The 23,731-nt window shown below is 71.3% G+C and carries 22 protein-coding genes and 1 tRNA gene; 10 read left to right on the forward strand and 13 right to left on the reverse strand.

Features of this window, described 5'->3' with window-relative positions; translation table 11 throughout:
• Positions 1 to 68: 68 nt before the first annotated feature.
• Both ACFZDK_RS46220 and ACFZDK_RS46225 read right to left on the reverse strand, forming a co-directional pair.
• Positions 69 to 1,400, reverse strand: a complete 1,332-nt coding sequence (locus tag ACFZDK_RS46220; RefSeq protein ID WP_390982615.1) for an aldehyde dehydrogenase family protein — start codon at positions 1,398 to 1,400, stop codon at positions 69 to 71.
• Positions 1,401 to 1,408: 8 nt separating this feature from the next.
• Positions 1,409 to 2,383: an ornithine cyclodeaminase family protein gene (locus ACFZDK_RS46225; RefSeq protein WP_390982617.1), complete on the reverse strand. Its 975-nt coding sequence runs from the start codon at positions 2,381 to 2,383 to the stop codon at positions 1,409 to 1,411.
• Positions 2,384 to 2,536: 153 nt separating this feature from the next.
• On the opposite strand from ACFZDK_RS46225, the gene ACFZDK_RS46230 reads away from it, so the two are divergent.
• Positions 2,537 to 3,241, forward strand: a complete 705-nt coding sequence (locus ACFZDK_RS46230; RefSeq protein ID WP_390982620.1) for an FCD domain-containing protein — start codon at positions 2,537 to 2,539, stop codon at positions 3,239 to 3,241.
• Here the strand turns inward: ACFZDK_RS46230 and ACFZDK_RS46235 are convergent.
• Positions 3,238 to 4,146 (reverse strand): TIGR01777 family oxidoreductase, encoded by a 909-nt coding sequence (locus tag ACFZDK_RS46235; protein ID WP_390982623.1) that lies wholly within the window; start codon positions 4,144 to 4,146, stop codon positions 3,238 to 3,240. The genes ACFZDK_RS46230 and ACFZDK_RS46235 overlap by 4 nt on opposite strands.
• Before the next feature lie 147 nt (positions 4,147 to 4,293).
• Here ACFZDK_RS46235 and ACFZDK_RS46240 point away from each other — a divergent pair, with 147 nt between their 5' ends.
• The 6 genes from ACFZDK_RS46240 (at position 4,294) to ACFZDK_RS46265 (ending at position 11,137) form a co-directional block, all read left to right on the forward strand.
• Positions 4,294 to 5,502, forward strand: coding sequence for an ROK family protein (locus ACFZDK_RS46240; RefSeq protein WP_390982626.1), 1,209 nt, complete (start codon positions 4,294 to 4,296; stop codon positions 5,500 to 5,502).
• Between the two features lie 150 nt (positions 5,503 to 5,652).
• Positions 5,653 to 6,978 (forward strand): extracellular solute-binding protein, encoded by a 1,326-nt coding sequence (locus ACFZDK_RS46245; RefSeq protein WP_390982629.1) that lies wholly within the window; start codon positions 5,653 to 5,655, stop codon positions 6,976 to 6,978.
• Between the two features lie 2 nt (positions 6,979 to 6,980).
• Positions 6,981 to 7,979: an ABC transporter permease subunit gene (locus ACFZDK_RS46250; protein WP_390982631.1), complete on the forward strand. Its 999-nt coding sequence runs from the start codon at positions 6,981 to 6,983 to the stop codon at positions 7,977 to 7,979.
• On the forward strand, positions 7,976 to 8,833 hold the full coding sequence (locus ACFZDK_RS46255; RefSeq protein WP_390982634.1) for an ABC transporter permease subunit: 858 nt from the start codon (positions 7,976 to 7,978) through the stop codon (positions 8,831 to 8,833). Before ACFZDK_RS46250 ends, ACFZDK_RS46255 begins: the two co-directional genes overlap by 4 nt.
• 26 nt (positions 8,834 to 8,859) lie before the next feature.
• Positions 8,860 to 10,143, forward strand: coding sequence for a 6-phospho-beta-glucosidase (locus ACFZDK_RS46260; RefSeq protein ID WP_390982637.1), 1,284 nt, complete (start codon positions 8,860 to 8,862; stop codon positions 10,141 to 10,143).
• Positions 10,136 to 11,137: a BadF/BadG/BcrA/BcrD ATPase family protein gene (locus ACFZDK_RS46265; protein ID WP_390982639.1), complete on the forward strand. Its 1,002-nt coding sequence runs from the start codon at positions 10,136 to 10,138 to the stop codon at positions 11,135 to 11,137. The genes ACFZDK_RS46260 and ACFZDK_RS46265 overlap by 8 nt, the downstream gene beginning before the upstream one ends.
• A gap of 795 nt (positions 11,138 to 11,932) precedes the next feature.
• Here ACFZDK_RS46265 and ACFZDK_RS46270 read toward each other — a convergent pair.
• From ACFZDK_RS46270 to ACFZDK_RS46295, 6 genes are read right to left on the reverse strand one after another with little or no spacing between them, the layout of a single operon-like run.
• Positions 11,933 to 12,943, reverse strand: a complete 1,011-nt coding sequence (locus tag ACFZDK_RS46270; RefSeq protein WP_390982642.1) for an oligopeptide/dipeptide ABC transporter ATP-binding protein — start codon at positions 12,941 to 12,943, stop codon at positions 11,933 to 11,935.
• Positions 12,940 to 13,989 (reverse strand): oligopeptide/dipeptide ABC transporter ATP-binding protein, encoded by a 1,050-nt coding sequence (locus ACFZDK_RS46275; protein ID WP_390982645.1) that lies wholly within the window; start codon positions 13,987 to 13,989, stop codon positions 12,940 to 12,942. The genes ACFZDK_RS46270 and ACFZDK_RS46275 overlap by 4 nt, the downstream gene beginning before the upstream one ends.
• Positions 13,982 to 14,950, reverse strand: coding sequence for an ABC transporter permease subunit (locus tag ACFZDK_RS46280; protein WP_390982648.1), 969 nt, complete (start codon positions 14,948 to 14,950; stop codon positions 13,982 to 13,984). The genes ACFZDK_RS46275 and ACFZDK_RS46280 overlap by 8 nt, the downstream gene beginning before the upstream one ends.
• A gap of 2 nt (positions 14,951 to 14,952) precedes the next feature.
• Positions 14,953 to 15,993: an ABC transporter permease subunit gene (locus tag ACFZDK_RS46285; protein ID WP_390982650.1), complete on the reverse strand. Its 1,041-nt coding sequence runs from the start codon at positions 15,991 to 15,993 to the stop codon at positions 14,953 to 14,955.
• Complete coding sequence (locus ACFZDK_RS46290; RefSeq protein ID WP_390982653.1) at positions 15,990 to 17,729, reverse strand: ABC transporter substrate-binding protein; 1,740 nt, start codon at positions 17,727 to 17,729, stop codon at positions 15,990 to 15,992. Before ACFZDK_RS46290 ends, ACFZDK_RS46285 begins: the two co-directional genes overlap by 4 nt.
• Before the next feature lie 31 nt (positions 17,730 to 17,760).
• On the reverse strand, positions 17,761 to 18,657 hold the full coding sequence (locus ACFZDK_RS46295) for a proline iminopeptidase-family hydrolase (protein ID WP_390982656.1): 897 nt from the start codon (positions 18,655 to 18,657) through the stop codon (positions 17,761 to 17,763).
• A gap of 317 nt (positions 18,658 to 18,974) precedes the next feature.
• On the opposite strand from ACFZDK_RS46295, the gene ACFZDK_RS46300 reads away from it, so the two are divergent.
• On the forward strand, positions 18,975 to 19,691 hold the full coding sequence (locus tag ACFZDK_RS46300) for an FCD domain-containing protein (protein ID WP_390982659.1): 717 nt from the start codon (positions 18,975 to 18,977) through the stop codon (positions 19,689 to 19,691).
• 654 nt (positions 19,692 to 20,345) lie between these two features.
• Here ACFZDK_RS46300 and ACFZDK_RS46305 read toward each other — a convergent pair.
• Positions 20,346 to 20,422, reverse strand: a tRNA-Pro gene (locus ACFZDK_RS46305).
• Between the two features lie 140 nt (positions 20,423 to 20,562).
• Between ACFZDK_RS46305 and ACFZDK_RS46310 the strand changes: the two genes are divergently transcribed.
• Complete coding sequence (locus tag ACFZDK_RS46310) at positions 20,563 to 21,264, forward strand: transketolase (protein WP_390982661.1); 702 nt, start codon at positions 20,563 to 20,565, stop codon at positions 21,262 to 21,264.
• A 37-nt stretch (positions 21,265 to 21,301) separates the two neighbouring features.
• Complete coding sequence (locus ACFZDK_RS46315) at positions 21,302 to 22,213, forward strand: transketolase C-terminal domain-containing protein (protein WP_390982663.1); 912 nt, start codon at positions 21,302 to 21,304, stop codon at positions 22,211 to 22,213.
• Here the strand turns inward: ACFZDK_RS46315 and ACFZDK_RS46320 are convergent, their stop codons facing one another.
• From ACFZDK_RS46320 to ACFZDK_RS46330, 3 genes are read right to left on the reverse strand one after another with little or no spacing between them, the layout of a single operon-like run.
• Positions 22,214 to 22,573: an MmcQ/YjbR family DNA-binding protein gene (locus ACFZDK_RS46320; RefSeq protein ID WP_390982666.1), complete on the reverse strand. Its 360-nt coding sequence runs from the start codon at positions 22,571 to 22,573 to the stop codon at positions 22,214 to 22,216.
• Between the two features lie 30 nt (positions 22,574 to 22,603).
• Positions 22,604 to 23,140 (reverse strand): GNAT family N-acetyltransferase, encoded by a 537-nt coding sequence (locus tag ACFZDK_RS46325; RefSeq protein ID WP_390982669.1) that lies wholly within the window; start codon positions 23,138 to 23,140, stop codon positions 22,604 to 22,606.
• Entirely contained in the window at positions 23,137 to 23,718 is a 582-nt protein-coding gene (locus tag ACFZDK_RS46330) for a helix-turn-helix domain-containing protein (protein WP_390982672.1), read from the reverse strand. The genes ACFZDK_RS46325 and ACFZDK_RS46330 overlap by 4 nt, the downstream gene beginning before the upstream one ends.
• Positions 23,719 to 23,731: the final 13 nt, after the last annotated feature.

The raw sequence follows: 23,731 nt of genomic DNA on the forward strand, positions 1-23,731 counted from the left end.
GGAGGAATCGAGCAACTTCACGGCCGAATAGCGAGACAAGCTCGGGACCTCACCCTGCCCAAGCCTGCTCATCCACACATCTTGACAATTACTCCCGCCTCCAGGGCGGCACCGACCCGCCAGACGCGCTCGGCGTCGCGGGCGAACAGGTAGGCGGCGAGGCCGAACTCGGTGTCGTTGGCGGCGCGTACCGCGTCCTGTTCGTCGGTGAACCGGATCAGCGGGGTGAGCGGGCCGAAGGTCTCCTCCCGGGTCACGGCCATGTCGGAGGTGACGCCGGTGAGGACGGTCGGCTCGTAGAACAGCCCGCCGCGCGCGTGCCGTCGGCCGCCGTGCAGCACCTCGGCGCCCTTTGCGACCGCGTCGGCCACATGGGCCTCGACCTTGGCGACGGCGTCCTCGTCGATCAGCGGCCCCTGCTGCACGCCGTCCTCGAAGCCGTCCCCGACGACGAGCCCGGCGACCTTCTCGGCCAGCTTCGCGGCGAACGCGTCGTACACGCCGTCCTGGACGTAGACCCGGTTGGCGCTGATGCAGGCCTGCCCGGTGTTGCGGTACTTGGCCGCGAGCACGCCCGCCACCGCCAGGTCGAGGTCGGCGTCGTCGAAGACCAGGACGGGCGCGTTGCCGCCCAGCTCCATGGAGGTCCGCTTGACGGTCGCCGCCGACTGGGCGAGCAGCAGCCGGCCGACCTCGGTGGAGCCGGTGAACGTGATCTTCCGGACGAGGGGGTTGCCGGTCAGCTCGGGGCCGATCTCGCGCGGGTCGCCGGTGAGAACGTTGAAGACACCGGCGGGAACGCCCGCACGCTCGGCGAGTTCGGCGAGGGCGAGTGCGGTCAGCGGGGTCTGTTCGGCGGGCTTGAGGACCATGGTGCAGCCGGCGGCGAGCGCCGGGCCCGCCTTGCGTGTGATCATCGCGGCCGGGAAGTTCCAGGGCGTGATCGCCGCGCAGACGCCGACCGGCTCCTTGAGGACGACGATCCGCCGCGAGGCCTCGGGCGCCGCCATCACATCCCCGCGCACCCGCTTGGCCTCCTCGGCGAACCACTCCAGGAAGGAGGCGGCGTAGGCGACCTCACCGAGCGCCTCCGCGAAGGGCTTGCCCTCCTCCAGGACGATCAGCCGGGCCAGGTCCTCGGCGTGCGCGGTGACGAGGTCGTACCAGCGGCGCAGGATCCGCGACCGCTCCTTGGCGGCCAGGGCGCGCCAGGCGGGCAGCGCGCGGTGCGCCGCGTCGATCGCCGCGGCGCACCGCGCGCGGTCCAGGAGGGGCACCCGGGCCAGCACCTCACCGGTGGCCGGGTCGAGCACGGCGAAGGTGTCCGGGGACGTCAGCCATGTGCCGTCGACGTAGGCGGCGCTCTTCAGCAGGGAAGGGTCGTCGAGTTCGGTGCGCACGGGGGTCCTCACTTCGCGACCGGGGTGATGGTGACCGGCAGTTCGGTGCCGAGGGAGAGCGCGACGGCCCGGCGGACGCACATCGCGGCGACGGCGAGGTCCTGGACGGCGGAGCCGACGGACTTGTAGACGACGGTCGCGTCCGGGTCCGCACGCCCTGGGGTCCGCCCGGATATGACGTCGGCGAGCGGGACCAGCTTCCCGGCGAAGTCGACGCCCGCCTCCTTCGCGGCGATCAGGTCACCGGTCTCGTACGCCACTTCGTGGACCTGGTCGGCCACGATCAGGTCCGCCCGCTCGATCGCCTCCGCGCCCAGCTCCCGCTGTTCGGGCAGCGTGGAGCCGATCGAGACGACGGTGGCGCCCGCCGGCACCTCGCGCAGGGTCGGCTGTTCGTCGCGGGAGCGGGCCGCGCAGAGCACCAGGGCGGCGTCCCCGACGGCGGCTTCGGCGCTGTCCGCCGTGTGCAACGGCACGCCCAGGTCGGCGAGGCGGTCCGTGCAGCGGGTGCGGCTGGCCGGGTTGGGGCTGAAGACGGTGACCGAGGAGAGCGCACGGATCGCGGCGAGCGCGCGGACGTGGTGCTCGGCCTCGAAGCCGGAGCCGATCACGCCGACCTTCAGGGGGCCGGCGGGGGCGAGCGCGTCGGCGGCGAGCGCCGAGGTGGCCGCCGTACGGAAGCCGGTGATCGCGTTGCCGTCGAGGAGGGCGAGCAGTTCGACGGTGTCCTGGTCGAAGAGCGGGATCAGATACGAGGCGCGCCGGCCGCGCCGGGAGGCGGCGATCAGCTTGGCGCCCATCGGGGCACCGTCGCCCGGCACCCCGCTGAGGGTGCGCAACCACAGGCCCTCGCCGCGGGCCATCGTGCGGGACGGGAAGCGGGCCTCGTCCGGCGGCGCGGAGTAGGCGGCGCGCAGGGCGGCGACGGCCTCGGGCCAGCCGAAGGCGGCTCGGACGTCGGCGTCGGTGAGAAAGATCGTCACGGGTACTCCGTCGGGGATGTGCGGTCGGTCAGGGCATCCAATGCACTGGCATCCAATGTTCTGGACATTGAACATTGGATATTCTGTACAGACAAGGCCGTGACGCTAAGTTGTCCGCAGTCGGTAGAGGGAAGAACGAAGGAGCGGGTGGATATGCCCAGCATCCAGCGGCGCGCCGCTGACCTGGTGTTCGAGCACCTGCAGGAGCGCATCGTGTCCGGCGAGCTGGCCCCCGGGGACCGGCTCGACCCGACGGAGATCGCCGCGAGCCTGGGGCTGAGCCGCACCCCGGTCCGCGAGGCCATCCTCCAGCTGGACAGTGCCGGTCTGGTACGGCGGCTGCCGTACCGGGGCGTGGTGGTGGCCGAGGTGGATCTGGGGCTCGCGGAGGAGGTGGCCGCGCTGCGGATCCACCTGGAGACGCTGGCCGCCCGCATCGCCGTGCCGAGGCTGCGGGACGAGGACCTCGCGGCGATGCGGGACGCGCACGAGCGGCTGGACGCCGCGCTGTCCGGCGCGCATGCGCAGCGGGACTTCAACGAGCTCAACCGCCGCTTCCACATGACCCTCTACCAGCGCGCCGGGTCCGCGGTGCTGCTGCGCGAGATCGAGAGCCTCGCCGACCAGGCCGAGCGCATCCGGATGCACTTCGACCTGCGGCACAGCCCGGCCGGGCACCACCATGCGGCGATCCTTCAGGCCTGCGAACGACGGGACCCGGAGGCCGCCGTGGCCGCCACCCGCGACCACATCCTCACGGCGCACCGGATGGCGATGGGCGACGACTACCGGATCGAACCGGGCTCCTCGCTCGCGGCGGTCCTGACGGCGTCGGGGGCGGCGGACCCGATCGGCTAGCCCTTCGAGAGCGCGGCGCGCAGAGCCTCGTCGATGCCGGGCTGCCGGAAGGTGAAGCCCGTCTTCAGCAGGCCCGCGGGGACGGCACGGCAGCTGCCGGTGATGCCCTCGGCGAACTCGCCGAGGGCGATCCTCAGCGCGAAGCCGGGGACGGCGGCGAGGGTGGGCCGGTGCAGGACGCGACCCATGGCCCGGGTGATCTCACGGTTCGTCAGCGGTTCGGGGGCGGTGAGGTTGAGGGGTCCGGCGATGTCGTCGTGGTCGATCGCGTGGCGCAGGGCGGCGATGTGGTCGGGCAGGGAGATGAAGGGCCAGAACTGGTCGCCGGAGCCGAGCCGGCCGCCGAGGCCGAACCGGAAGAGCGGGAACAGCCTGCCCCAGGCGCCGCCGTCGGCGGAGACCACGAGACCGGTGCGCGGGTGGACGACCCGGACGCCGGCCCGCTCGGCGGGCGCGGCGGCGGCCTCCCAGCCGACGCAGACGGAGGCCAGGAAGTCGCCTCCGGCCGGGTCGGACTCCGTGACGACACGGTCGCCGGTGTCGCCGTAGTAGCCGACGGCCGAGGCCGAGACCAGCACCCGGGGCGGCCGGGCGGCCTCGGCGCACGCCTCGGCGACGGTCCGGGTCCCCTGGAGGCGGCTGAGCCGGATCTCCTGCTTGTACGTCTGGGTCCAGCGCCGGTCGCCGACCCCGGCGCCGGCCAGGTGCACCACGGCGTCGACGCCGTCCAGGACGGCCGGGTCCAGCCGGGCGCCGGGCTCCCAGACCGCGGATTCGGTCCCGTCCGATCGCTGTGGCGCGGTCCGGGCGCGGGTCAGACGCAGCACGCGGTGGCCGTCGGCGAGGAGGGAGCGGGTGAGGGCGGAACCGATGAGTCCGGTGGAGCCGGTGATCGCGACGCGCATGACGTTCTCCGATGAGCGAATGTTTGAGAATTCAAACTCTCACTTGTCAGAGTACTCCAGCCGGGAGGGTTGAATCCGGCCACCCCCCCAGCGTATAAATAAGCAACTTTCTTTCTTACAGAGTCCTGATGGCGAGATGAGGGCACCGTGACCCGCCGTTATCCAGCAGGCCCGCAGCGGTTGCTGCGTTCGCTCAACGGCCGTGCCGTTCTGGAGGCGATCGACGAGGCGGGTCCCGTCACGACCACGGACCTGGCGGGCCGGATCCCGCTCTCCCGGCCCACGGTCGCCGCCGCGGTCGGGCTGCTGCTGGAGCGCGGCGTCATCACCGAGGTGGGCCCGGCGACCGGCCGCAAGGGCCCGGCGCCGGCGCAGTACGGCGTGAACGCCGACTGCGCCTTCGGGATCGGCGTGGACGTCGGGCACCGCAGGATCCGCGCCGCGATCGCCGACGTCACGGGACGGATCCGCGGGCGTGCCGAGACCGAGCAGCACGGGGAACGGGGCGCCGACGCGTTCGTCGGGCAGATCCTGGACATGTGCGTGGACCTGGCCGGACAGGTCGGAAGGGCGCTCCCGGAGATCGCCCAGGTCGTCGCCGGGCTGCCGGCCGCGGTCGGCCCGGACGGACGGCAGCTGTCGTACACCACCGGACTGCCCGACGCCGGGAGCGGGCTCGGCGAGGCGCTCGGGCGGGCGGTCCCCGTGCCGCTGGTGCTGGAGAACGACGTGAACCTCGCGGCGCTGGCCGAGCGCACCCACGGCCTCGGCACCGAGACCGACGACTTCGTCCTGGTCAGTCTGGGCGTCGGACTCGGCCTCGGGCTGGTGGTGGACGGCAAGGTCCGGCGGGGCGCCACCGGGGTCGCGGGTGAGGCCGGCTACCTGCCCAGCGACCGCATGATCGCGCCGGCCGGACAGCGCCGGGACCTGGTGCAGGAGCACCTGGGCGCCCGCTACATCAGCGCCGAGGCCCGGCGGCTGGGACTGCCGGGCGACGGCAGCCCGCTCACCGTCTTCGCGCTCGCCCGCGCCGGCGACCCCGGCGCGCTGGAGATCGTGGACGACACCGCCCGCAGCGTCGCCTACGTGGTCGCCTGTGTCGTACCCCTGATCGACCCGGCGCTGATCGTGCTGGGCGGCGCCATCGGCGCCAACGGCGATCTGCTGCTCGAACCGGTCGCCCGCCACCTGGCCGATTTCAGTACGTTCCGGCCGACCGTCGTCGCCTCCGGGCTCGGCCAGGACGCCGTGCTCACCGGAGCGACCACCATGTCGGCGAAGCTGGCCCGCGAGGCCGCCTTCGCCGCCGCCACCACTCCTGTCCCCCAGACCGAGCCCTCGGCTCTGTCCTGAGGAACGCCGCGGCGACGCCGTCTTGCCGGACAGCGCCGCCGCTTCAGGTCACCGGGCATTGCCCTGCCCGTCGACCGACGACCGATCCGTCACCCAGGGAATCCCGTCTCCGAGGAAGGACGATCAGTGTTCAAACCTATCACCGGGGCCGTGTCCGCCACGGCCGCCGGAGTGCTGCTGCTGGCCGGCTGCACGTCCACCGGGGCCTCGTCGTCAGAGCCCGACACCGCCATCTCCGCGGGTGCCTCGCACCAGCCCACCACCGTCACCGTCTGGACCTTCAACCACCTCCCCAACGAGGTGGCCGCCTTCAAGGCGACCCTGAGCCGGCTGCACGCCAAGTACCCCTGGCTGACCGTGAAGTTCGTCCCCAACAAGGACGACGCCGCCTATGCCAAGGCGGTCGCCGCGGGTGACCCGCCCGACGTCTTCATCAGCTCGGCACCCGACAACGTGGCCAAGTTCTGTTACAACGGCACGGTCGCCGACCTCGGCCCCTACCTGTCCTCGGCCAGGATCGACACGGCGAAGACCTTCCCCGCCGCCACCCTCGCCTACACCCGCTACCAGGGCAAGCAGTGCGCGCTGCCGCTGCTGACCGACGCCTTCGCGCTCTACTACAACAAGCAGATGCTCAAGGCGGCCGGTATCACCAAGCCGCCCACCACCCTCGCCGAACTCACCGCCGCCGCGAAGAAGCTGACCGTCAAGAACGCGGACGGCTCGATCAAGACCTACGGCTTCGTGCCCCGCTCCGACTACGACGTCAACCGCTACCTGTTCACCGGCGCGCACAGCGGCACCGAGTTCTACGGCAAGGACGGGAAGACCACCTTCGCCTCCGACGCCAAGTGGCAGCAACTGCTGAAGTGGGACCAGGACCTCATCGGCTACTACGGCGAGGCGAACGTCCAGAAGTTCGTGGGCCGTTACCAGCCGCACGCCGACGACGCCGGCAACCCGCTGCTGACCGGGGCCGCGGCCATGGAGTACGACGGCGAGTGGCACGTCGGCGAGATCGCCTCGGAGAAGAAGGACTTCGACTACGGCGTCGTACCGATGCCGGTCCTGGACGGGTCGTCGGGCACCTACGGCGCGGGCAGCACGCTCGGCACGGTCGCCTACCTGTCGGCGGGCTCCCAGCACAAGCAGGAGGCGTTCTTCGCGCTCCAGCAGCTCACCACCGACACGACGTTCCTGAACACCCTCGCGGACACGGTCTACAACATCCCGACCACGTTCGCCGCGCTCAAGGCCTGGGACAAACGCGACGACCCGCACTGGAAGCCGTTCGTCGACATCTTCGAGAACCCGCACTCCACCTACAAGACGCTCACCCCGGCCGGCATCGAGGACATGGACACCTGGCGGGCCTTCCTCCTCGACTACGAGCAGGGCAAGGTGAGCAGCGCCGCGAGCGGCCTTGCCGGGGTCGGGAAGAAGATCGACGACCTCAACTCCGAGAGCGGGCAGTAGGGATGACGACCACTCTCGCCCCCGTCGGCGAGGCCCCGGGCACCGCGCGCACGCGCGCCGCCCGGGGCGGGCGGCGGCGCGCGAGCGGGGCCCGCTGGTGGGTCGTACTGGCCTTCCTCTCCCCGTTCGTCATCGGGTTCTGCGTCTTCGTGCTCTACCCGGTGGCCGCCACGCTCTACTACTCGCTCACCGACTTCCAGGCGGGCTCCTACCGCCCGGTCCAGTTCGTCGGACTGCGCAACTACCGCGCCCTGTTCGGCCAGTCCGACACGTTCTGGGTGGCCGTGCGCAACACCCTGTGGATGGTCGTCGTCATGGTGCCGCTGCGCACCGCCTGGGCCATGTTCACCGCCTGGGTGATCATCCGCGTCAAGCGCGGCCGGGCGGTGTACCGCACGCTGTTCTTCCTGCCGTCGATGGTGCCGGTGGTGGCCGCGGCCCTGTCGTTCATCGTGCTGCTGAACCCGGTCGGCCCGCTCAACCGGCTGCTGGGCTGGGTGGGGATCAGCGGCCCCGGCTGGTTCTCGGACCCGGCCTGGTCCAAGCCCAGCCTCGTCCTGATGGCGCTGTGGGCGAGCGGCAACGTGATGGTGATCTTCTCCGCCGCCATGCTCGACGTACCGCGCGAGCTGTACGAGGCCGCCGAACTCGACGGCGCGGGCACGCTGCAGAAGTTCCGCAGCGTCACCCTCCCGGCCATCTCCCCGGTGATCTTCTTCGCCCTGCTCACCGGGATGATCTACACCTTCCAGTACTTCACCGAGGCGTTCGTCGCCTCCAGCTCCGCGAACGCCACCTCCTCCAGCAACGACCTGATCGGCTACCCCGCCAACTCGCTGCTGTTCTACTCCACCGAGCTGTACCGGCAGGGCTTCGCGTACTTCAAGACCGGCTACGCCTCGGCCATGGCCTGGCTGCTGTTCCTCGTCATCTTCGCGGCGACCGTGGTCTTCATCCGCGCCTCGCGCCGTTTCGTGCACTACTCGGGCGGTGGCCGATGAGCACTGTTCCCCTGACCAGGCCCCGTGCCGGGCGCCGCCTGCTGTACGTGATCGCCGAACACGCGCCCGCCATCGCCGTGGCGCTCTGCTTCCTGCTGCCGCTGACGATCGGCGTGCTCACCGCGTTCATGACCCAGCACCAGGCCGGCACCGGCTCGCTGTGGCCCTCGCCCTGGGAGTTCGGCAACTTCGGCGAGGTCTTCAAGGCCATGCCGTTCGGCCGCGACCTGCTCAACACCATGCTGTACGCCGGGCTGTCCACGATCGGTGTCGTCGTCTCCTCGGTGCCCGTGGCCTACGCACTGGCCCGGCTGAAGTGGCGCGGCCGGGAGGCGGTCTTCCTCGTCGTGCTCGCCGCGATGATGATCCCGGCCCAGGTCACCAGCCTGCCGCTGTACGTCATGTACGCGCACGCCGGATGGGTCGGCACCCTCAAGCCGCTCATCGTGCCGTCGTTCTTCGGCGACGCGTTCAGCATCTTCCTGCTGCGCCAGTTCTTCCTCACCATTCCGGACGAGTTCACCGAGGCGGCCCGGGTGGACGGCGCGGGCGAACTGCGGATCCTGTGGCGGGTGCTGATCCCGATGGCCCGGCCGGCGATCGCCGCGGTCGGCCTGTTCGCCTTCCTCTACGCCTGGAACGACTTCTACAACCCGCTGCTCTACACGGGCAACAGCGACACCGGCCAGACCCTCGCGGTGGCCCTCAGCCAGCTCGCCAAGAACGGGCACCAGAACGCCTACCAGCTGCAGATGGCGGCCTCGCTGATGTTCCTGCTGCCGGTCCTGGTGCTGTTCTTCCTGGCGCAGAAGGTCTTCGTCGAAGGCATCGCGCTCACCGGCGTCAAGGGCTGACCCCCGCATACCTCATGGGAGCACGAGTGAAGATCACCGTTGTCGGCGGTGGCAGTACCTACACACCCGAGCTGATCGAGGGCTTCGCCCGGCGCGCCGACGTGCTGCCGGTCGACGAGCTCGTCCTGCACGACATCGACGCCGAACGCCTCACCGTCATCGGCGGCCTGGCCCGCCGTATCCTCGCCCGCCAGGGTTTCCCCGGCCGGCTCACCACCACGACCGACCTCGCCGAGGCGGTCGACGGAGCCGCCGCTGTCCTGATCCAGCTGCGGGTGGGAGGGCAGGCGGCCCGGCTGGTCGACGAGACCCTCCCGAACCGGTTCGGCCTGCTCGGCCAGGAGACCACCGGCCCCGGCGGCTTCGCCAAGGCGCTGCGCACGGTGCCGGTGGTCCTCGACATCGCGGAGGAGGTACGGCGCCGGGCCCGCCCCGGCGCCTGGATCGTCGACTTCACCAACCCGGTCGGCATCGTCACCCGCGCCCTGCTGGACGCCGGGCACCGCGCGGTCGGCCTGTGCAACGTGGCGATCAAGTTCCAGCGGCAGCTGGCCGCCCGCCTCGGCACCGACCCCGGCCGGGTGCGCCTCGGCCACGCGGGCCTCAACCACCTGTCCTGGATCCGCTCGGTCACCGTCGACGGCGTGGACCGCCTGCCGGAACTGCTGACCGGGCCCGCCCTCGACCGACTCGCCGCGGAGCTCCGCGTCCCCGCCGGGGCGCTGCGCGACCTCGGCGCCGTCCCCTCCTACTACCTCCACTACTTCTACTGCACGGAACAGGAGGTCCGTGCCCAGCGGGCGGGCGGCCACCGGGCCGAAAAGGTCCTCGCCATCGAGAAGGAGTTGCTCGCCCTCTACGCCGACCCCGCCCTCGACCACAAGCCCGACCTGCTGGAGCAGCGCGGCGGCGCCTACTACAGCGAGGCCGCGGCCGCCCTGGTCACCAGCCTGCTCACCGGCGACGGCGCCCACCACTACGTCAACGTCCGCAACGACGGCCTGCTGGCCGGACTGCCCGACGAGGCCGTGGTCGAGGTGGCCGCCGACGTCGACACCGCAGGACCCCACCCGGTGCCGGTGCCGCCGCTGCCGCCCGAGATGCTCGGGCTGGTCCAGGCGGTCACCGCGTACGAGACGCTCGCCGTCGAGGCGGCCCTGACCGGGGACCGTACGGTGGCTCGCAGAGCGCTGGTGGCCCATCCGCTCGTCCGCGAATGGGGGCTCGCCGCCGAAGTCCTCGACGCCCTGCTGGAGGCCAACCGCCGCCATCTGCCCCGGTTCTTCGCGAGCGAGGCCGCCGATGCCTGAGCTGGTGGTGGGCGTCGACGGCGGGAACTCCAAGACCGACCTCGTCCTCGCGGACACCGAGGGACGGCTGCTGTCCTGGGTGCGCGGCGCGGGCACCCGCCCGCACACCGAGGGCATGGAGACCACCACGGAACGGCTCGCCCGCCTCGGCCGGCACGCGCTCGCGCAGGCGGGCCTGCCCGGGACGACCCCGCTCTCGGTCGGCGCGTACTTCCTCGCGAACGTGGACCGCCGGGCCCAGGAGCGGCTGGCGCTGCGCCAGTTGACCGGGCTGGGTGCGGCGGAACGCATCCTCGTGCGCAACGACACCCTGGCCGTCCTGCGGGCCGGCGCGCCGGACGGCTGGGGGGTGGCGGTGGTGTCCGGTGCCGGTATCAACGCGGCCGCCGTCCATCCGGGCGGCCGCTCGGCCCGGTTCCTCTCGCTCGGCGACATCACCGGGGACTGGGGCGGCGGGCTCGCGGTGGCCCGGGCCGGCCTGGGCGCCGCGGTGCGCGCGGGCGACGGGCGGGGGCCGGCGACCCGGCTGCGCCAGGAGCTGCCGGTGTGCTTCCGCCTTGACAGCGTGGAGGCCGTCGCGCTGGCCGTGAGCGCCGGCGAGATCCCGGTGACCGCTCTGCACGGCCTGTCGCCCGTGGTCTTCGCGGCCGCGGAGAGCGGTGACGCCGTGGCGCGGGGCATCGTGGAACGCCTCGGCGACGAGATCGTCACCATGGTGACCGCCCTGCTGCGCCGGCTCCGCCTGCTGCGCACCGGGACCCCGGTGGTCCTGGGCGGCGGCACCCTGCAGAACGATCAGCAGCTGCTGCGGGACCACATCGGCTCCCGCCTCGCCGCCGAGGCACCGCTGGCGCGTCCCGTGGTCCTCGACGTGGCCCCGGTCGCGGGCGCGGTCGCGCAGGCACTGGTGACCGCGGACGCCCCCGCCGACGCGCAGGACCGTCTCCGCAAGACCATCGCCCACCGGAAACCACCGACCGACCGCGTCGACTGACCGCCCGACAGACCCGACAAGACGCTCGGCGTCCACGGCCTGAGGCGTACAAACGCAACCAGCGGGTCTGCCGATGTCGGCAAACCCGCTGGTGAGCACCGTCGGGACGACAGGATTTGAACCTGCGACCCCTTGACCCCCAGTTGGGTGGTCCGTGAGCGGCGTGCGACGGGTCGTTTCTGTTACACGCTGGGCCATGCTGAGCGGTGCGGTGTTCACCGGCGTCGAAGGCCGTCCAGCAGTCGGATGCGGGGGCGCGCGCATGGACGTTCGCCAGCAGCACTCGTCGCCGAGGTCGCGGACGCCTTCCGCTCGGTGCGGGTGGGGTTGTGGAACCAGCCGGTCGACATGGGCCCCCTGATCAACGTCCGGCAGGAGAAGAGGGTGCTGGACTACCTGGTTGATCGGCCGGCAAGAAGGCGGCGAAGTGGTCGTCAGGGGCGGCAAGCTCACCGGCGAGCTGTACGACAGCGGATAGGTCGCGGTCGCCAACGGCACCCGGTACGGACTGACCGCCACCGTGTGGACGCGAGACATGACCGAGCGGGGACATCGGCGCTTCCTTCGGCGGCTACAAGCACAGCGGCTTCGGCCGCTCCATGGGCCCCGACTACCTGGAGGACTGGGCCCAGGTGAAGGCAGTGGTCACCAGCGGCGGCTGCAGGGCCACTCGGGAGGGTGTCCGCATCGCCGACGGGACCGACGCCCCGGACGAGGTCCGCGCGATGGCCGCCAGGCACCACGACGATGAGCAGCTCATCGCCCTGGTGTCCCTGATCGCGGCCATCGCTCCGTTCAACCGTCCAGCGGGAAGTGGCAGGCCACCTGGCGGCCGGCGGCGCCCGGTGCGAGCCGTGGGCGTTCCGTCGCGCACCGCTCCTGGGCGTAGGGGCAGCGGGTGCGGAACGGGCAACCTGTGGGTTTGTCCACCGGGTTGGGCACCTCCCCGGTCAGGACGATCCGTTCTCGGGGCGGCCCGTCGTCCGCGAGCGTTCCGTCGTCGATGTCCGGGACCGCCGACAGCAGGGCCTGGGTGTACGGGTGCGCGGGGGCCGTGTACAGCGCCTCCGTCTCGGCGAGTTCGACGATCTCGCCGAGGTACATGACGGCGATCCGGTCCGACACGTGCCGTACGACTCCGAGGTCGTGCGCGATGAAGACGTACGTGAGGGCGAACTCCTCCTGGAGGTCGGCGAACAGGTTCAGCACCTGGGCCTGGATCGACACGTCGAGCGCGGACACCGGTTCGTCGGCGACGATCAGCTTCGGACTGGTGGCCAGGGCCCGCGCGATGCCGATGCGCTGGCGCTGGCCGCCGGAGAACTCGTGCGGATACCGGTCCAGATGGGCCGTCGCCAGTCCTACGACGTCGAAGAGCTCGGCGACCCGCCGGCGCACCGCGCCCGCGTCGCCGTACCGGTGTACGAGCAGCGGCTCGGCGACGATGTCCCCGGCGCGGCGGCGGGGGTTGAGGGAGGCCTGCGGGTCCTGGAAGACCAGTTGCATGCCCGGCCGCAACGGGCGCAGGCGGCGCGTGGAGAGGGTGGAGATGTCCTGCCCGTCGAACTCGACCCGCCCGCCGGTGAGTTCGGTGAGCCGGACCAGACAGCGGGCCAGTGTGGACTTGCCGCAGCCCGACTCGCCGACGACACCGAGGGTCTCGCCGCCGCGCACCTCCAGAGAGACACCGTCGACGGCGCGCAGGACCCGGCGCGCGCCCCGGAGGGGGTAGTGCTTGGTGATGTCCGTGGCGCGCAGCAGTACGTCGTGCGCGGGGACGGTCGTACCGTCCTGTGCTGTCGTCACGACGCCACCTCCGCGTCCTGGTCCCTGCCTTGCTTCCCGTCGGCCGCTCGTGCGGTCAGCCGCAGTCCCGCGCGGTCGTCCGGTGCGAGCCAGCACGCGTCCAGGTGCGAGGCGTCCTCGCCGCCGGAAGTCAGCACGGGCCGCTCCGCGCACCGGTCGTGGCGGAACCGGCAGCGCGGGGCGAACGCGCAGCCCTCCGGAAGGGCACCGGGAGAGACCGGCACGCCCGCGATGGTGGGCAGCCGCCGCAGCCGGGGGCCGCCCACGCGGGGCACCGAGTCCAGCAGGCCCCAGGTGTACGGGTGCCGCGGGCCGTGGAACACCGCCCGCCGCGGGCCCTCCTCGGCCGCCCGGCCGCCGTACATGACGAGGACCCGGTCGGCGATCTGCGAGACCACCCCCATGTCATGGGTGATGAGCACCATCGCTGAGCCGCGGGCGTTCAGCTCCCGCATCAGATCGAGGATCTGCGCCTGGACGGTGACGTCCAGCGCCGTGGTCGGCTCGTCGGCGATCAGCAGCGCGGGATCGCAGGAGAGGGCCATCGCGATGACCGCTCGCTGGCGCATGCCGCCGGAGAACTCGTGCGGGTAGGCATGCGCCCGGGAGGCCGCGTCGGGGATGCCGACGTCGGAGAGCAGCCGTACCGCGCGGGCCCCGGCCTCCTTGCGGGAGACTTTCTCGTGTGCCCGGATCTGTTCGGCGATCTGCCAGCCCACGGTGTAGACGGGGGTCAGGGCGGTCATCGGATCCTGGAAGACCATGGCGATCTCCCGGCCGCGCACCGCCCGCATCTCCTTGTCGGGCAGGGCCATCAAGTCCCGTCCCCGGAAGCGGACTTCGCCCGACACGGTGACGTTCGGATTGGTGAGCAGTCGCAGTACGGCCAGCATCGACACGCTCTTGCCCGAGCCCGACTCGCCCACCACGCCCAGGACCTCGCGGGGCGCGACGGAGAAGGAGAGTCCGTCGACGGCGGTGACCAGGCCTTGGCGGGTGCGGAACCGTACCCGCAAGTCTCGTACGTCCAGCAGGGGTTCAGGCATGGCGGGCCCTCGGATCGAGTCGCGCGTACAGGATGTCCACCAGGGCGTTGGCGAGGACCACGAAGAACGCCGCGTACAGCACGGTCCCCATGATCACCGGCAGGTCGAGGTTCTGGAGGGCGTCGTAGGTGAGCTTGCCGATGCCGGGCAGTCCGAAGACCACCTCGGTCAGCAGCGCGGCCCCGCCGACGAGCGCGCCGAAGTCCAGGCCGAACAGCGACACGATCGGGATCAGGGAGCAGCGCAGCGCGTGCCGGAGCAGGATCCGCCGTTCCGAGAGGCCCTTGGCACGGGCCGTGCGGACATAGTCCTCGCCCAGCGCGGTGACGACCTCGCCGCGCAGCAGCCGGGCGTAGATCCCGGCGTACAGCAGGGCCAGGGTCAGCCAGGGGAAGAGCATGCGCAGTGCCCACTGGCCGGGGTTCTGGCTCAGGCCGACGTAGCCGGGCGGCGGTACCCAGGAGAAGAGGGAGTCGTGGAACTGCTTCTGGGTGAGGAGGTTGACGACCTCGCCGAGCCAGTAGGCCGGCAGGGAGACGCCGACGACACCGACCAGCATGATCAGCGGGTCGGCGGCCCTGCCGCGCAGGGTCGCCGCCGCCGTGCCCATGAGGATCCCGGCCGTCATCCAGATCAGGGCCGCGCCGACGACCAGGGAGAGGGTGACCGGGGTGGCCTGCACGATCTGCGGGATCACCTTGGAGCCGCGGTTGACGAACGACTCCAGGTCCCGGTCGATCAGCAGGTGCCGCATCATCAGCAGATAGCGGACGGGCAGCGGCCGGTCCAGGCCGAAGGAGTGCCGCACCTGGGCGAGGGTGGCCGGATCCGCGTTGCGGCCCGCGATCCGGGCCGCCGGATCGACGCCCGGGGTGGCGAAGAAGATCAGGAACACCATCACACTGATCGCGAACATCACCAGCAGGGCCGAGCCGAAGCGTTTGAGGGCGAAGACGAGCATGGTCACCCCCCTCCGCGCAGCCGGGCGCCCGGGTCGAGGGCGTCGCGCACCCCGTCGCCGAGGACATTGAGCGCGGCCGTGGTCAGCGCGATCAGCAGACCGGGGGCGATGGTCACGGTGGGACGGGTGTAGAGCAGTCCCAGGCCGTCCTGGATGATCGTGCCCCAGCTGGCGTCGGGCGGCTGGACACCCACCGACAGGAAGGACAGCGCCGACTCGGTCAGCATGGCCAGCGCGGTCATCAGCGGCACGAAGACGATGGCCGTGGGGACGACGTTCGGCAGCACCTCGCGGCGCAGGATGCGCAGGGTGGGGGCGCCGGAGCCGATGGCCGCCTGGATGTACTCCTTGTTCCGCAGCACCAGCACCTGACCGCGCAACGGCCTCGCGATGTACGGCACGTAGATCGCCGCGATGATCGTGATCGGCAGCCAGAGGCTGCCGGCCTCCACGGTGACAGGGCCCAGCTTGAGGCCGTTCGTGAGCAGGACCACCGACAGACAGATCGCCAGCAGGTATACCGGGAACGCCCAGATGACGTCCAGGATCCGGGAGATGACCGAGTCCACGACCCCGCCCGCGTACCCGGCGACCACACCGACGGCCGTCCCGACGGCGCAGGACAACAGGGCCGCCGTCACCCCTATGAACAGGCTCGTGCGGCCGCCGTACAGAAGGCGGGCCATGACGTCGCGGCCCTGGTTGTCGGCGCCGAGGAAGTAGTGGGCGGGGTCCCAGGTCGGGCCGATGGGCGTGACGCCGAGGCCGAGGCCGGTGCTGCTCGGGGTGAGCACCGGCACGGTCTTGCCGTCGATGACCGTGGTGCCGGAGACATGGGACTGGAACGGGTCGGTGTGGGCGATGTGGTCCGCGTACAACGGTGCGCACAGGGTCGCCAGCACGACGAGGAGCAGGACCGCTGCGGCGGCCAGCGCCGGCCTGTTGCGGAGCAGGTCGGCGGCGGCCGTCCGCCAGGGGCCCGGCGAGCGCCGGGCCCCGGTCGACGGGGCGGGGTTCACCGCGGGAGCGACTGCGGGGGTCATTTCACCCACAGTTGCCCGAGCAGCATGTAGAACTGCTTGCTGAACCGGTAGTTGCCCACCTTGGTCGAAGTGAAGTCGATCAACTTCGGGTTGATCAGCGGGACCACCGGCGACTCACCCATGATCTCCTGGTCGATGGCGCCCCACTGCTTGTTCGCGGTCGCCTGGTCGGTCTGCGCGGTCTTGATCGCCGTCTGCATCTTGGCGTCGACGCCCTTGTCGCAGAACCCGGAGATGTTGATGCTGGAGTCGCTGCCGGGGTGGTAACTGGCGCAGGACAGCAGGACGTTGAGGAAGTCGGAAGGCGCCGGATAGTCCTGGTACCAGGACGTGAGGGCCAGCTGCACCTTGTTCTTGGTGTTCTGGATGTAGGTGAACTGGATGTTCGCCGACAGCGGCTTGAGCGTCGCCTTGTAGCCGAGTTGGGTGAGCAGGCTCTGGAGGTACTGCCCGATCGATTTGTTGACGTCGTCGTCCTGGACGACGATCCCGACCTCCTGGCCGGCCGTACCGGACTTCTTCACCAGCTCCTTGGCCTTGGCGAGGTCCGCGGCCTTCCAGGTGGTGCCGCCGCCCTTGGTGTAGTCGCACGTGTCGACGTGTCCGGGGAAGCCCGGCGGGAGGATCGTGCAGGCGGGGGAGGCGAGGTTCGCGCCGCCGTACAGGCGGACGACGGCGGACCGGTCGACGGCGTAGTTGATCGCCTGGCGGGCCAGTTTGTTGTTGAACGGCGCCATGTTGACGTTGAGAGTGGCGTACCAGAACGCGGTCAGCGGATTCACATGCGCCTGGGAGGCGTACTTGGTCCCGATCTCGTTGAGGCGATCGGCGGGCGGCGGGTCGTACATCCAGTCCGCCTGGCCGTTCTCCACGGCGGTCACCTCCGACTCGACCGTCTGGCCGAAGGTGTAGTCGATGTCGTCCGGGTAGCCCTGCGGCTGCGCCTCGCGCGACCATTCCTTGAAGTGCGGGTTACGCACCAGCTTCAGCGCGCGGTTGGGGTCGTACGACGCTGCCATGTACGGGCCCGTTGTCGGGAGCGGCTTGGTGCCCGCGTCCTTCGCCGGCGAGTCCTTCGGGACGATGCTGGCGTGCGGGACGGCCAGCTTGTACGCGAACTCCGGGTCGGCGGCCGTCAGGTTGATGGTGACCGTGCCCGTTTTCGCGTCGCCGATCACGCCCTTGGGCAGGGCGCAGGAGGCCGGCGTCTTCAGACAGGCGTCGGCGCCGACGATGCCGTTGTAGAAGGTGCCCGCGGTGGGGCTGGAGACCTTGAAGATCCGTTCGAAGGACGCCACCACGTCGTCGGTGGTCAGGGCCTTGCCGTTGGAGAAGGTGACGCCCTTGCGGAGCGTGAAGGTGTAGGTCTTGCCGCCGTTGCTGACCTTCGGCATGGCGGTGGCCAGGTCCGGGACGACGGTGAAGGACTCCTGCCCGTTCACCTTCTTGAAGGCCAGCAGTCCGTCGTACATCGACTGGTACAGCTGCCAGTACTGGAGTGTGTAGTTGACCTGCGGGTCGAAGCTGCCCGCCGCCGCGTGGGCGACCAGCTTCAGGGTGCCGCCCTTGTGCTGTGACTGGAAGGCGGCGGAACTCGAGCCGGAGGCGGAGCTGCCCGGGTCGGAGGAGGAGCCGTCGTCGGAGGACGAACAGGCGGCGGCGGTCAGGGCGAGCGCGACGGTGGCGGCGGCGAACCCGCTCCGTCTGGCGCGGTGCGGTAGGGCGCTGCGAGGCATGGCGGTGAACTCTCCCGGTCTCGGTCGGGGATCAGTCGGTGGAGTCGAGGAACTCGCCGACGACCCGGAGGTAGAGCTCCTCCTCCTCGACGTGCGGCATGTGGCTCGAATGCTCGAACATGTGCCAGCGCACATCGGGGATGCGGTCGGCGAAGGGGCGGAGGGTCTCGGGAGTGGCCTCGTCGAAACGTCCCGACACCAGCAGGGTCGGTGCCTCGATCAGGTGCAGCCGGTCGATGACGGACCAGTCCTTGAGGGTGCCGACGACGTGGAACTCGTTCGGACCGTTCATCGTGTGGTACACGGTCGGGTCGGCCTCGATGTTGTCCCAAGTCGCCTGGACCTCTGGCGGATTGGGGGTGAGGCGGCAGACATGGCGGTTGTTGAAGACCTGTTCGGCCGCCCGGTAGTCGGGGTGGTCCGTGGTCCCGGCCTCCTCGTGGGCGAGCAGGGTCCGCTGGACCTCCTGTGGCAGTTCGGCGCGGAGTTCGGCCGCCGCCTTGAGCCACAGCTCCATGGACGCGGGGGAGTTGGCGATGACCAGACCTCGCAGCCCGGCTGGGCGGCGCACCGCGTGCTCGGCGGCGAGAATGCCGCCCCAGGACTGGCCGAGGATGTGGTACGCGTCGGCGATGCCCAGTTCCCTGAGCAGGTTGTCGAGTTCGTCGAGGAAGAGCTGGACGGTCCAGAAATCGGCGCCCTTGGCGGGCAGATGGGTGGAGTGTCCGGTACCGAGCTGGTCGTAGTGGATCACGCAGCGGCCCTGTCGGGAGATGCCCGCGATGCTGAGGGTGTAGTTGTGCCCGGCGCCGGGGCCGCCGTGCAGGACCACTAGGGGTGTCCTGCCCGGTTCGCCGGTGATCCGGTACCAGGTGGAATAGCCGTTGAAGTCGGCGGTTCCGGTGTGGTTCGGTTCGGGGATCGCCACGGGGAAGCCTCCCAGACCGGCCGGAATCAGCCGACCGCTGTCTGAAAACGTTGGGGGGTGACGGATGAGTGAGATAGTGATGGGGAAAAAGGTCAGCCCACAAGACCTTTTGGTCGGGCCAGGGCAAGACGTAACGGCGGGTTTACGTGGGTCGCCTGCGTTTACAGAAGCGACGATTTTCGGGAGGACACCTGACATCCGCATCAGAGTCGGCAGAGTCACCTGACTCGCTCGGGCCTTCGGGAAGCGGTGATGAGTACGCGCGCCTGATCGACCGCGTCCTCCTCGGCGGCAGCCTCTCGTCCACGCTTCGCCCGGTGCGGGTGACCTCGGCCGTCGACGAGGTCGCCGACCGGCTCCTCACCGCGATCGCCGTGGGCGACTTCCTGCCCGGCGAACGGCTCCCGGCCGAGCGCGAGCTCACCGGGCTGCTGCACGTCAGCCGCCCCACTGTGCGCGAGGCCGTCGGGCGGCTCCAGGCCCTCGGGATCATCGAGATCCGCCGGGGCCGCAACGGCGGGGCGTTCGTGCAGGACAGCTGGAGCGAGTCCTCCGGGGCCGCGGTCCGACGGACCCTGCTGCCCCGCTGGGAGGAGTTCGAGCAGCTCTTCGACCTGCGCGGGCTTGTGGAGGGCATGGTGGCCGCGACGGCCGCCCGGCGCCGGCGGCCCGAGGACCTGGCGCCGATGCGGGAGGCCCTGTCCGCGCATCTCTCCGCGAGCACGCCCCGCGAGGAGCAGGCCGCCGACAGCGCCTTCCACCGCGCCATCTGCGAGGCCACCCATAACCCCCAGATCACCCGGCTCAGTCGCGAACTGCTGACCCGGATCAGCCTCGGCTTCCCGATCGAGCCGTGGGGAAAGGGCGAGCGCAGCCACTTCCACCGGGCGGGCGAAGGGCACGCCGCCCTCTACGAGGCGATCGCGGCGGGAGAGCCGGAGCGGGCGGAGGAGATCGCCCAGGAGCACTTCATGATCAGCGCGGAGATGATCCGGGAGGTACTGGCACGGGTGAGCGGGGAACGGGCTGGGTGAGGGAAGGGCGTGGCGAGGCCGAGCCGAGCGGGCGGAGGGGACGGTCACGTCCCCGAAGACGAGGAGCATCCTTTCCTGTACTCGCCCTTGCCCGCGCACGACGCCGCACCATTGCTCTCCGACGTACCCGGACCCCCGCGGAACGTACGCGCGTGCCCCGCCCGTCTGACGGCCTGCCCACGGTGACCGCCCATGACACCGCCACCGGCCATTCGGGCTCGCCACAGCCGGGAGCGGACCTCGCTCACCCCTGAGCCCCTGGCCGCCACCCACACCATCGCCGCCGGCGTCCCCTCACCGAGGTCGCCAAGACACTGCGCCACTCCACCCTGTCCACCACGGCCCACACATACAGCCACCTCACCCAGCAAGCCGCCCGAAAAGCCGTCGACACCATCGAGCGGACCCTCACACAAGCCGAACAGAGAGCCGACCGGCAGGCCCGGCAGAAGCAGCTGCGATCACCACGCGACCACATCCAACGGCTCCGCGAAGCCCTCCATCGGCTCCGCTCCCCCGCCCCGCCGTCCTTCAGCGCCACCGCAGCCCAGCCCCGAACCCGGCCTGCGACCACACTGCGACCACCAGCCGTCCGGAAACGCGAAAGGCCGCCCTCCCGCAAACGAGAGAACGGCCTCCGACCTGCAACAAAGCTGGTCGGGACGACAGGATTTGAACCTGCGACCCCTTGACCCCCAGTCAAGTGCGCTACCAAGCTGCGCCACGTCCCGGTGCCGTTTGACCTGGGGTTTCCCCGGTCGAAACGCGCAAGGAAACAATACCGCACCGGGCTCGGTGGTCGCGCACGCGTTTCGTCCGGGTCGGGTGACGGCTTGACCTGAAGTTTGGTTGAGGTTGGACGATCGCAGTCATGACGATCACCGAGGAACGGCCACTCGGCCACGCGGACCTGCCCGCCCTGATGAGCCTGATGACCGGCGACGAGAAGCACGGTCCGGCGGCGACCTCCACGCTCGACGTGCTGTGGGTGCTCTACGACCGGGTGCTGCGGCTCACGCCGGGGCGCGTCGACGACCCGGCCCGGGACCGGTTCCTGCTCAGCAAGGGGCACGGGCCGATGGCGTACTACGCGGTGCTGGCCGCGAAGGGGTTCGTGCCGCGGGAGTGGCTGGCGGGCTTCGGCTCCTACGACTCCCCGCTCGGCCACCATCCCGACCGGACGCTGGTGCCGGGCGTCGAGATCGGCAGCGGTTCGCTGGGGCACGGGCTGCCGATCGCCGTCGGGACCGCGCTCGGGCTGCACGCCCAGGGGCTGGACGAGCCGCGGGTGTGGGTGCTGATCGGGGACGCCGAACTGGACGAGGGCAGCAACCACGAGGCGATCGCCTTCGCCGGGCCGGCCGGGCTGGAGCGGCTGGGCACCGTCGTCGTCGACAACTCCTCCGCCCGTCATGCCCGGCCGGGCGGGATCGCCGCCCGCTTCGAGGCGGCCGGCTGGTCGGCGGTGACCGTCGACGGACGTGACCACGAGGCGCTGTACGCCGCGTTCACCGCCCCGCATCCGGGCCGCCCGCATGTGGTGGTCGCCCGGGTCGAGCCCAAGTCCGCCTGAGTCGTCAGGTGGTTCACCGAGAAGGGAACCCACGTCCATGGACACCATGCGTGACCGCTTCGCCCCCGTCGCCGCCCGGCTCCTCGACGAGAACCCCCGGGTCGCGGTGATCCTCGCGGAGATCGGCGCGGCCGGCTTCGAGGAGGCGCTCCGCCGGCACCCGGACCGGGTGATCAACGTGGGCATCCGCGAACAGCTCCTGGTCGGGGCGGCGGCCGGGCTGGCGCTGACCGGGCTGCGGCCGGTCGTGCACACCTTCGCCTCCTTCCTCGTCGAGCGCCCCTTCGAGCAGCTCAAGCTGGATCTCGGCCACCAGGGCGCCGGCGCGGTGCTGGTCAGCGCGGCCGCCTCGTTCGACTGGCCGGCCGGTGGCTACACGCACATGGCACCCGGTGACGTCGCCCTGCTCGACACCCTGGACGGCTGGACCGTGCACGTGCCCGGTCATCCCGACGAGGCGGAGACCCTGCTGCGGCACGCGGTCGCCGCGGGCGACGACAAGGTGTACGTCCGCCTGTCCGCGCAGTCGAACCGGTCGGCGCTCCCGGTCGACGGCCGGTGCTCACGTACGGTCCGCGAGGGCCGCTCCGGCGTGGTCGTCGCCGTCGGGCCGATGCTGGACGCCGTTCTGGAGGCCACGGAGGGCCTCGACGTCACGGTTCTCTACGCGGCGACCGTACGGCCCTTCGACGGGGCCGCGCTGCGCCGGGCCACGGAGTCCGCGGGCACCGATGTCGTGCTGGTCGAGCCGTACCTGGCGGGGACGTCCACGGCGGCCGTGGCCGAGGCGCTCGCCGACGTGCCGCACCGGACGCTCGGGCTGGGCGTGGGGCGGCGCGAGCTGCGGCGGTACGGGACGGTGGCGGAGCATGTGACCGCGCACGGGCTGGACGCGCGGAGTCTGCGGGAGCGGATCGAACGGTTCGTCGCGGCGCCGGTGCCGGGGTGATCAGCTCTCGCCGGGCAGCCCCAACTCCGGGTGGGAGTCCAGGAGTCGGGGCGGGGCCGCCTGTCTCCAGGAGTCCGCGAGGATGTCGCGCAGTTCGGCCTCGTCCTCCAGCGCGGCGAGGCGCACCCGGACCCAGGCGAACTGGGCCTCGTGATCGGCGATCCAGAACTTGCCCGGCTCGGCGAGCACCAGTTCGTCGCGCTCCTCCTTCGGGCAGCGCACGGCGATGGAGGTCTCGTCCTCGGGGAGGGTGGCGAACATCTTCCCGGCGACCCGGAAGGTGGGCATGCTCCAGGCGACCTTCTCGCTGGTGTCCGGCAGGGACAGGGCGACACGGCGAACGTCTTCGGCTTCCGGCATGCCACGAACGGTAGCCCCTGGCACTGACAGTCACCCGGCCGGAACGTCCAGGTGCTTGTAGTAGAGGGTCGTCGGCCGCAGCACCCCGGCGGGGTCGGCCGCGTAGTCGGGGATGACCCCGGCCCGGGTCCAGCCCGCCGTGCGGTAGAGGTGTTCGGCGGGGCTGCCGGTCTCGGTGTCCAGGTGCAGCAGGGTGATCCCGGCGGCGGCCGCGGCCTCCTCGGCGACGGCCAGCAGTCGGCGTCCGAGGCCACGGCCCCGGGCGTCGCGGTGGACCATCAGCTTGACCAGTTCGGCGCGGTGCCGGCTGTTGGGCTTGTCGGGGAAGGGGAAGGACAGGCTGACGGTCCCCACCACCCGGTCCCCGCCGTCCAGGGCCACCCACACCGCGAGCCGCCCCGTCGCCACGGCGTCCACCCGTCCCTGCCACCAGGCGGCGGCCCGCTCCCGCTCGAAGGGCGCCAGGAAGCCGATGGAGGCCCCGGCGTTCACGGTGTCGGCGAGCAGGTCGGCCAACTCCCCCACCCGCTCCGGCAGTCGGTCCGCCCCGAGCCGCAGCGCCGTCACGGCCGCACCACCGCCAGGACGTACCGCGTCTCCTGCGGCCCGGCGCAGCGGAAGCGCGTCGGCCCCCACACCCGCAGCCGCAGACAGTCGCCGGTGTCCAGGTGGTGCTCGGTCCCCTGCGCGGTGACGGCGAGCGTCCCGTCGAGCACCCAGATGTGCTGCTCCAGGCCGGGCACGGGCGGACGGTCGTAGGCGAGGTCCGCGCCCACCGCGAGCCGGCCCTCGACGAGTTCGCCGCGCAGTCCGCCGTGCGGCGGCGACACGGACCGTCGTACGAAACCGGAGGCGCGGTCCTCCCACACCTGCTGTTCGGCGGCGCGCAGCACCGGCGCGGGCTCCGCCTCGACCTCGCTGAGCAGCTGGGACATGGTCCGGCCGTAGACGTTGCAGAGCCGGTTGAGGAGGGCGGCGGTGGGGCTGATCTCGGCGCGCTCGGCCCGGGACAGGGTCGACTTGCTGATGCCGCTGCGCTCCGCCAGCTCGCCCAGGGACCAGCCGTGTTCGGCCCGCAGCTCGGCGAGGCGGCTGCCGAGCCGGGCGTCGACGGGGTCAGGGGCCGTCGTCTCGTCTCGTTCCATATCCGGGACACTA

Origin of the sequence: Streptomyces sp. NPDC007901, assembly GCF_042959465.1 — a bacterium.
Taxonomy (GTDB): domain Bacteria; phylum Actinomycetota; class Actinomycetes; order Streptomycetales; family Streptomycetaceae; genus Streptomyces.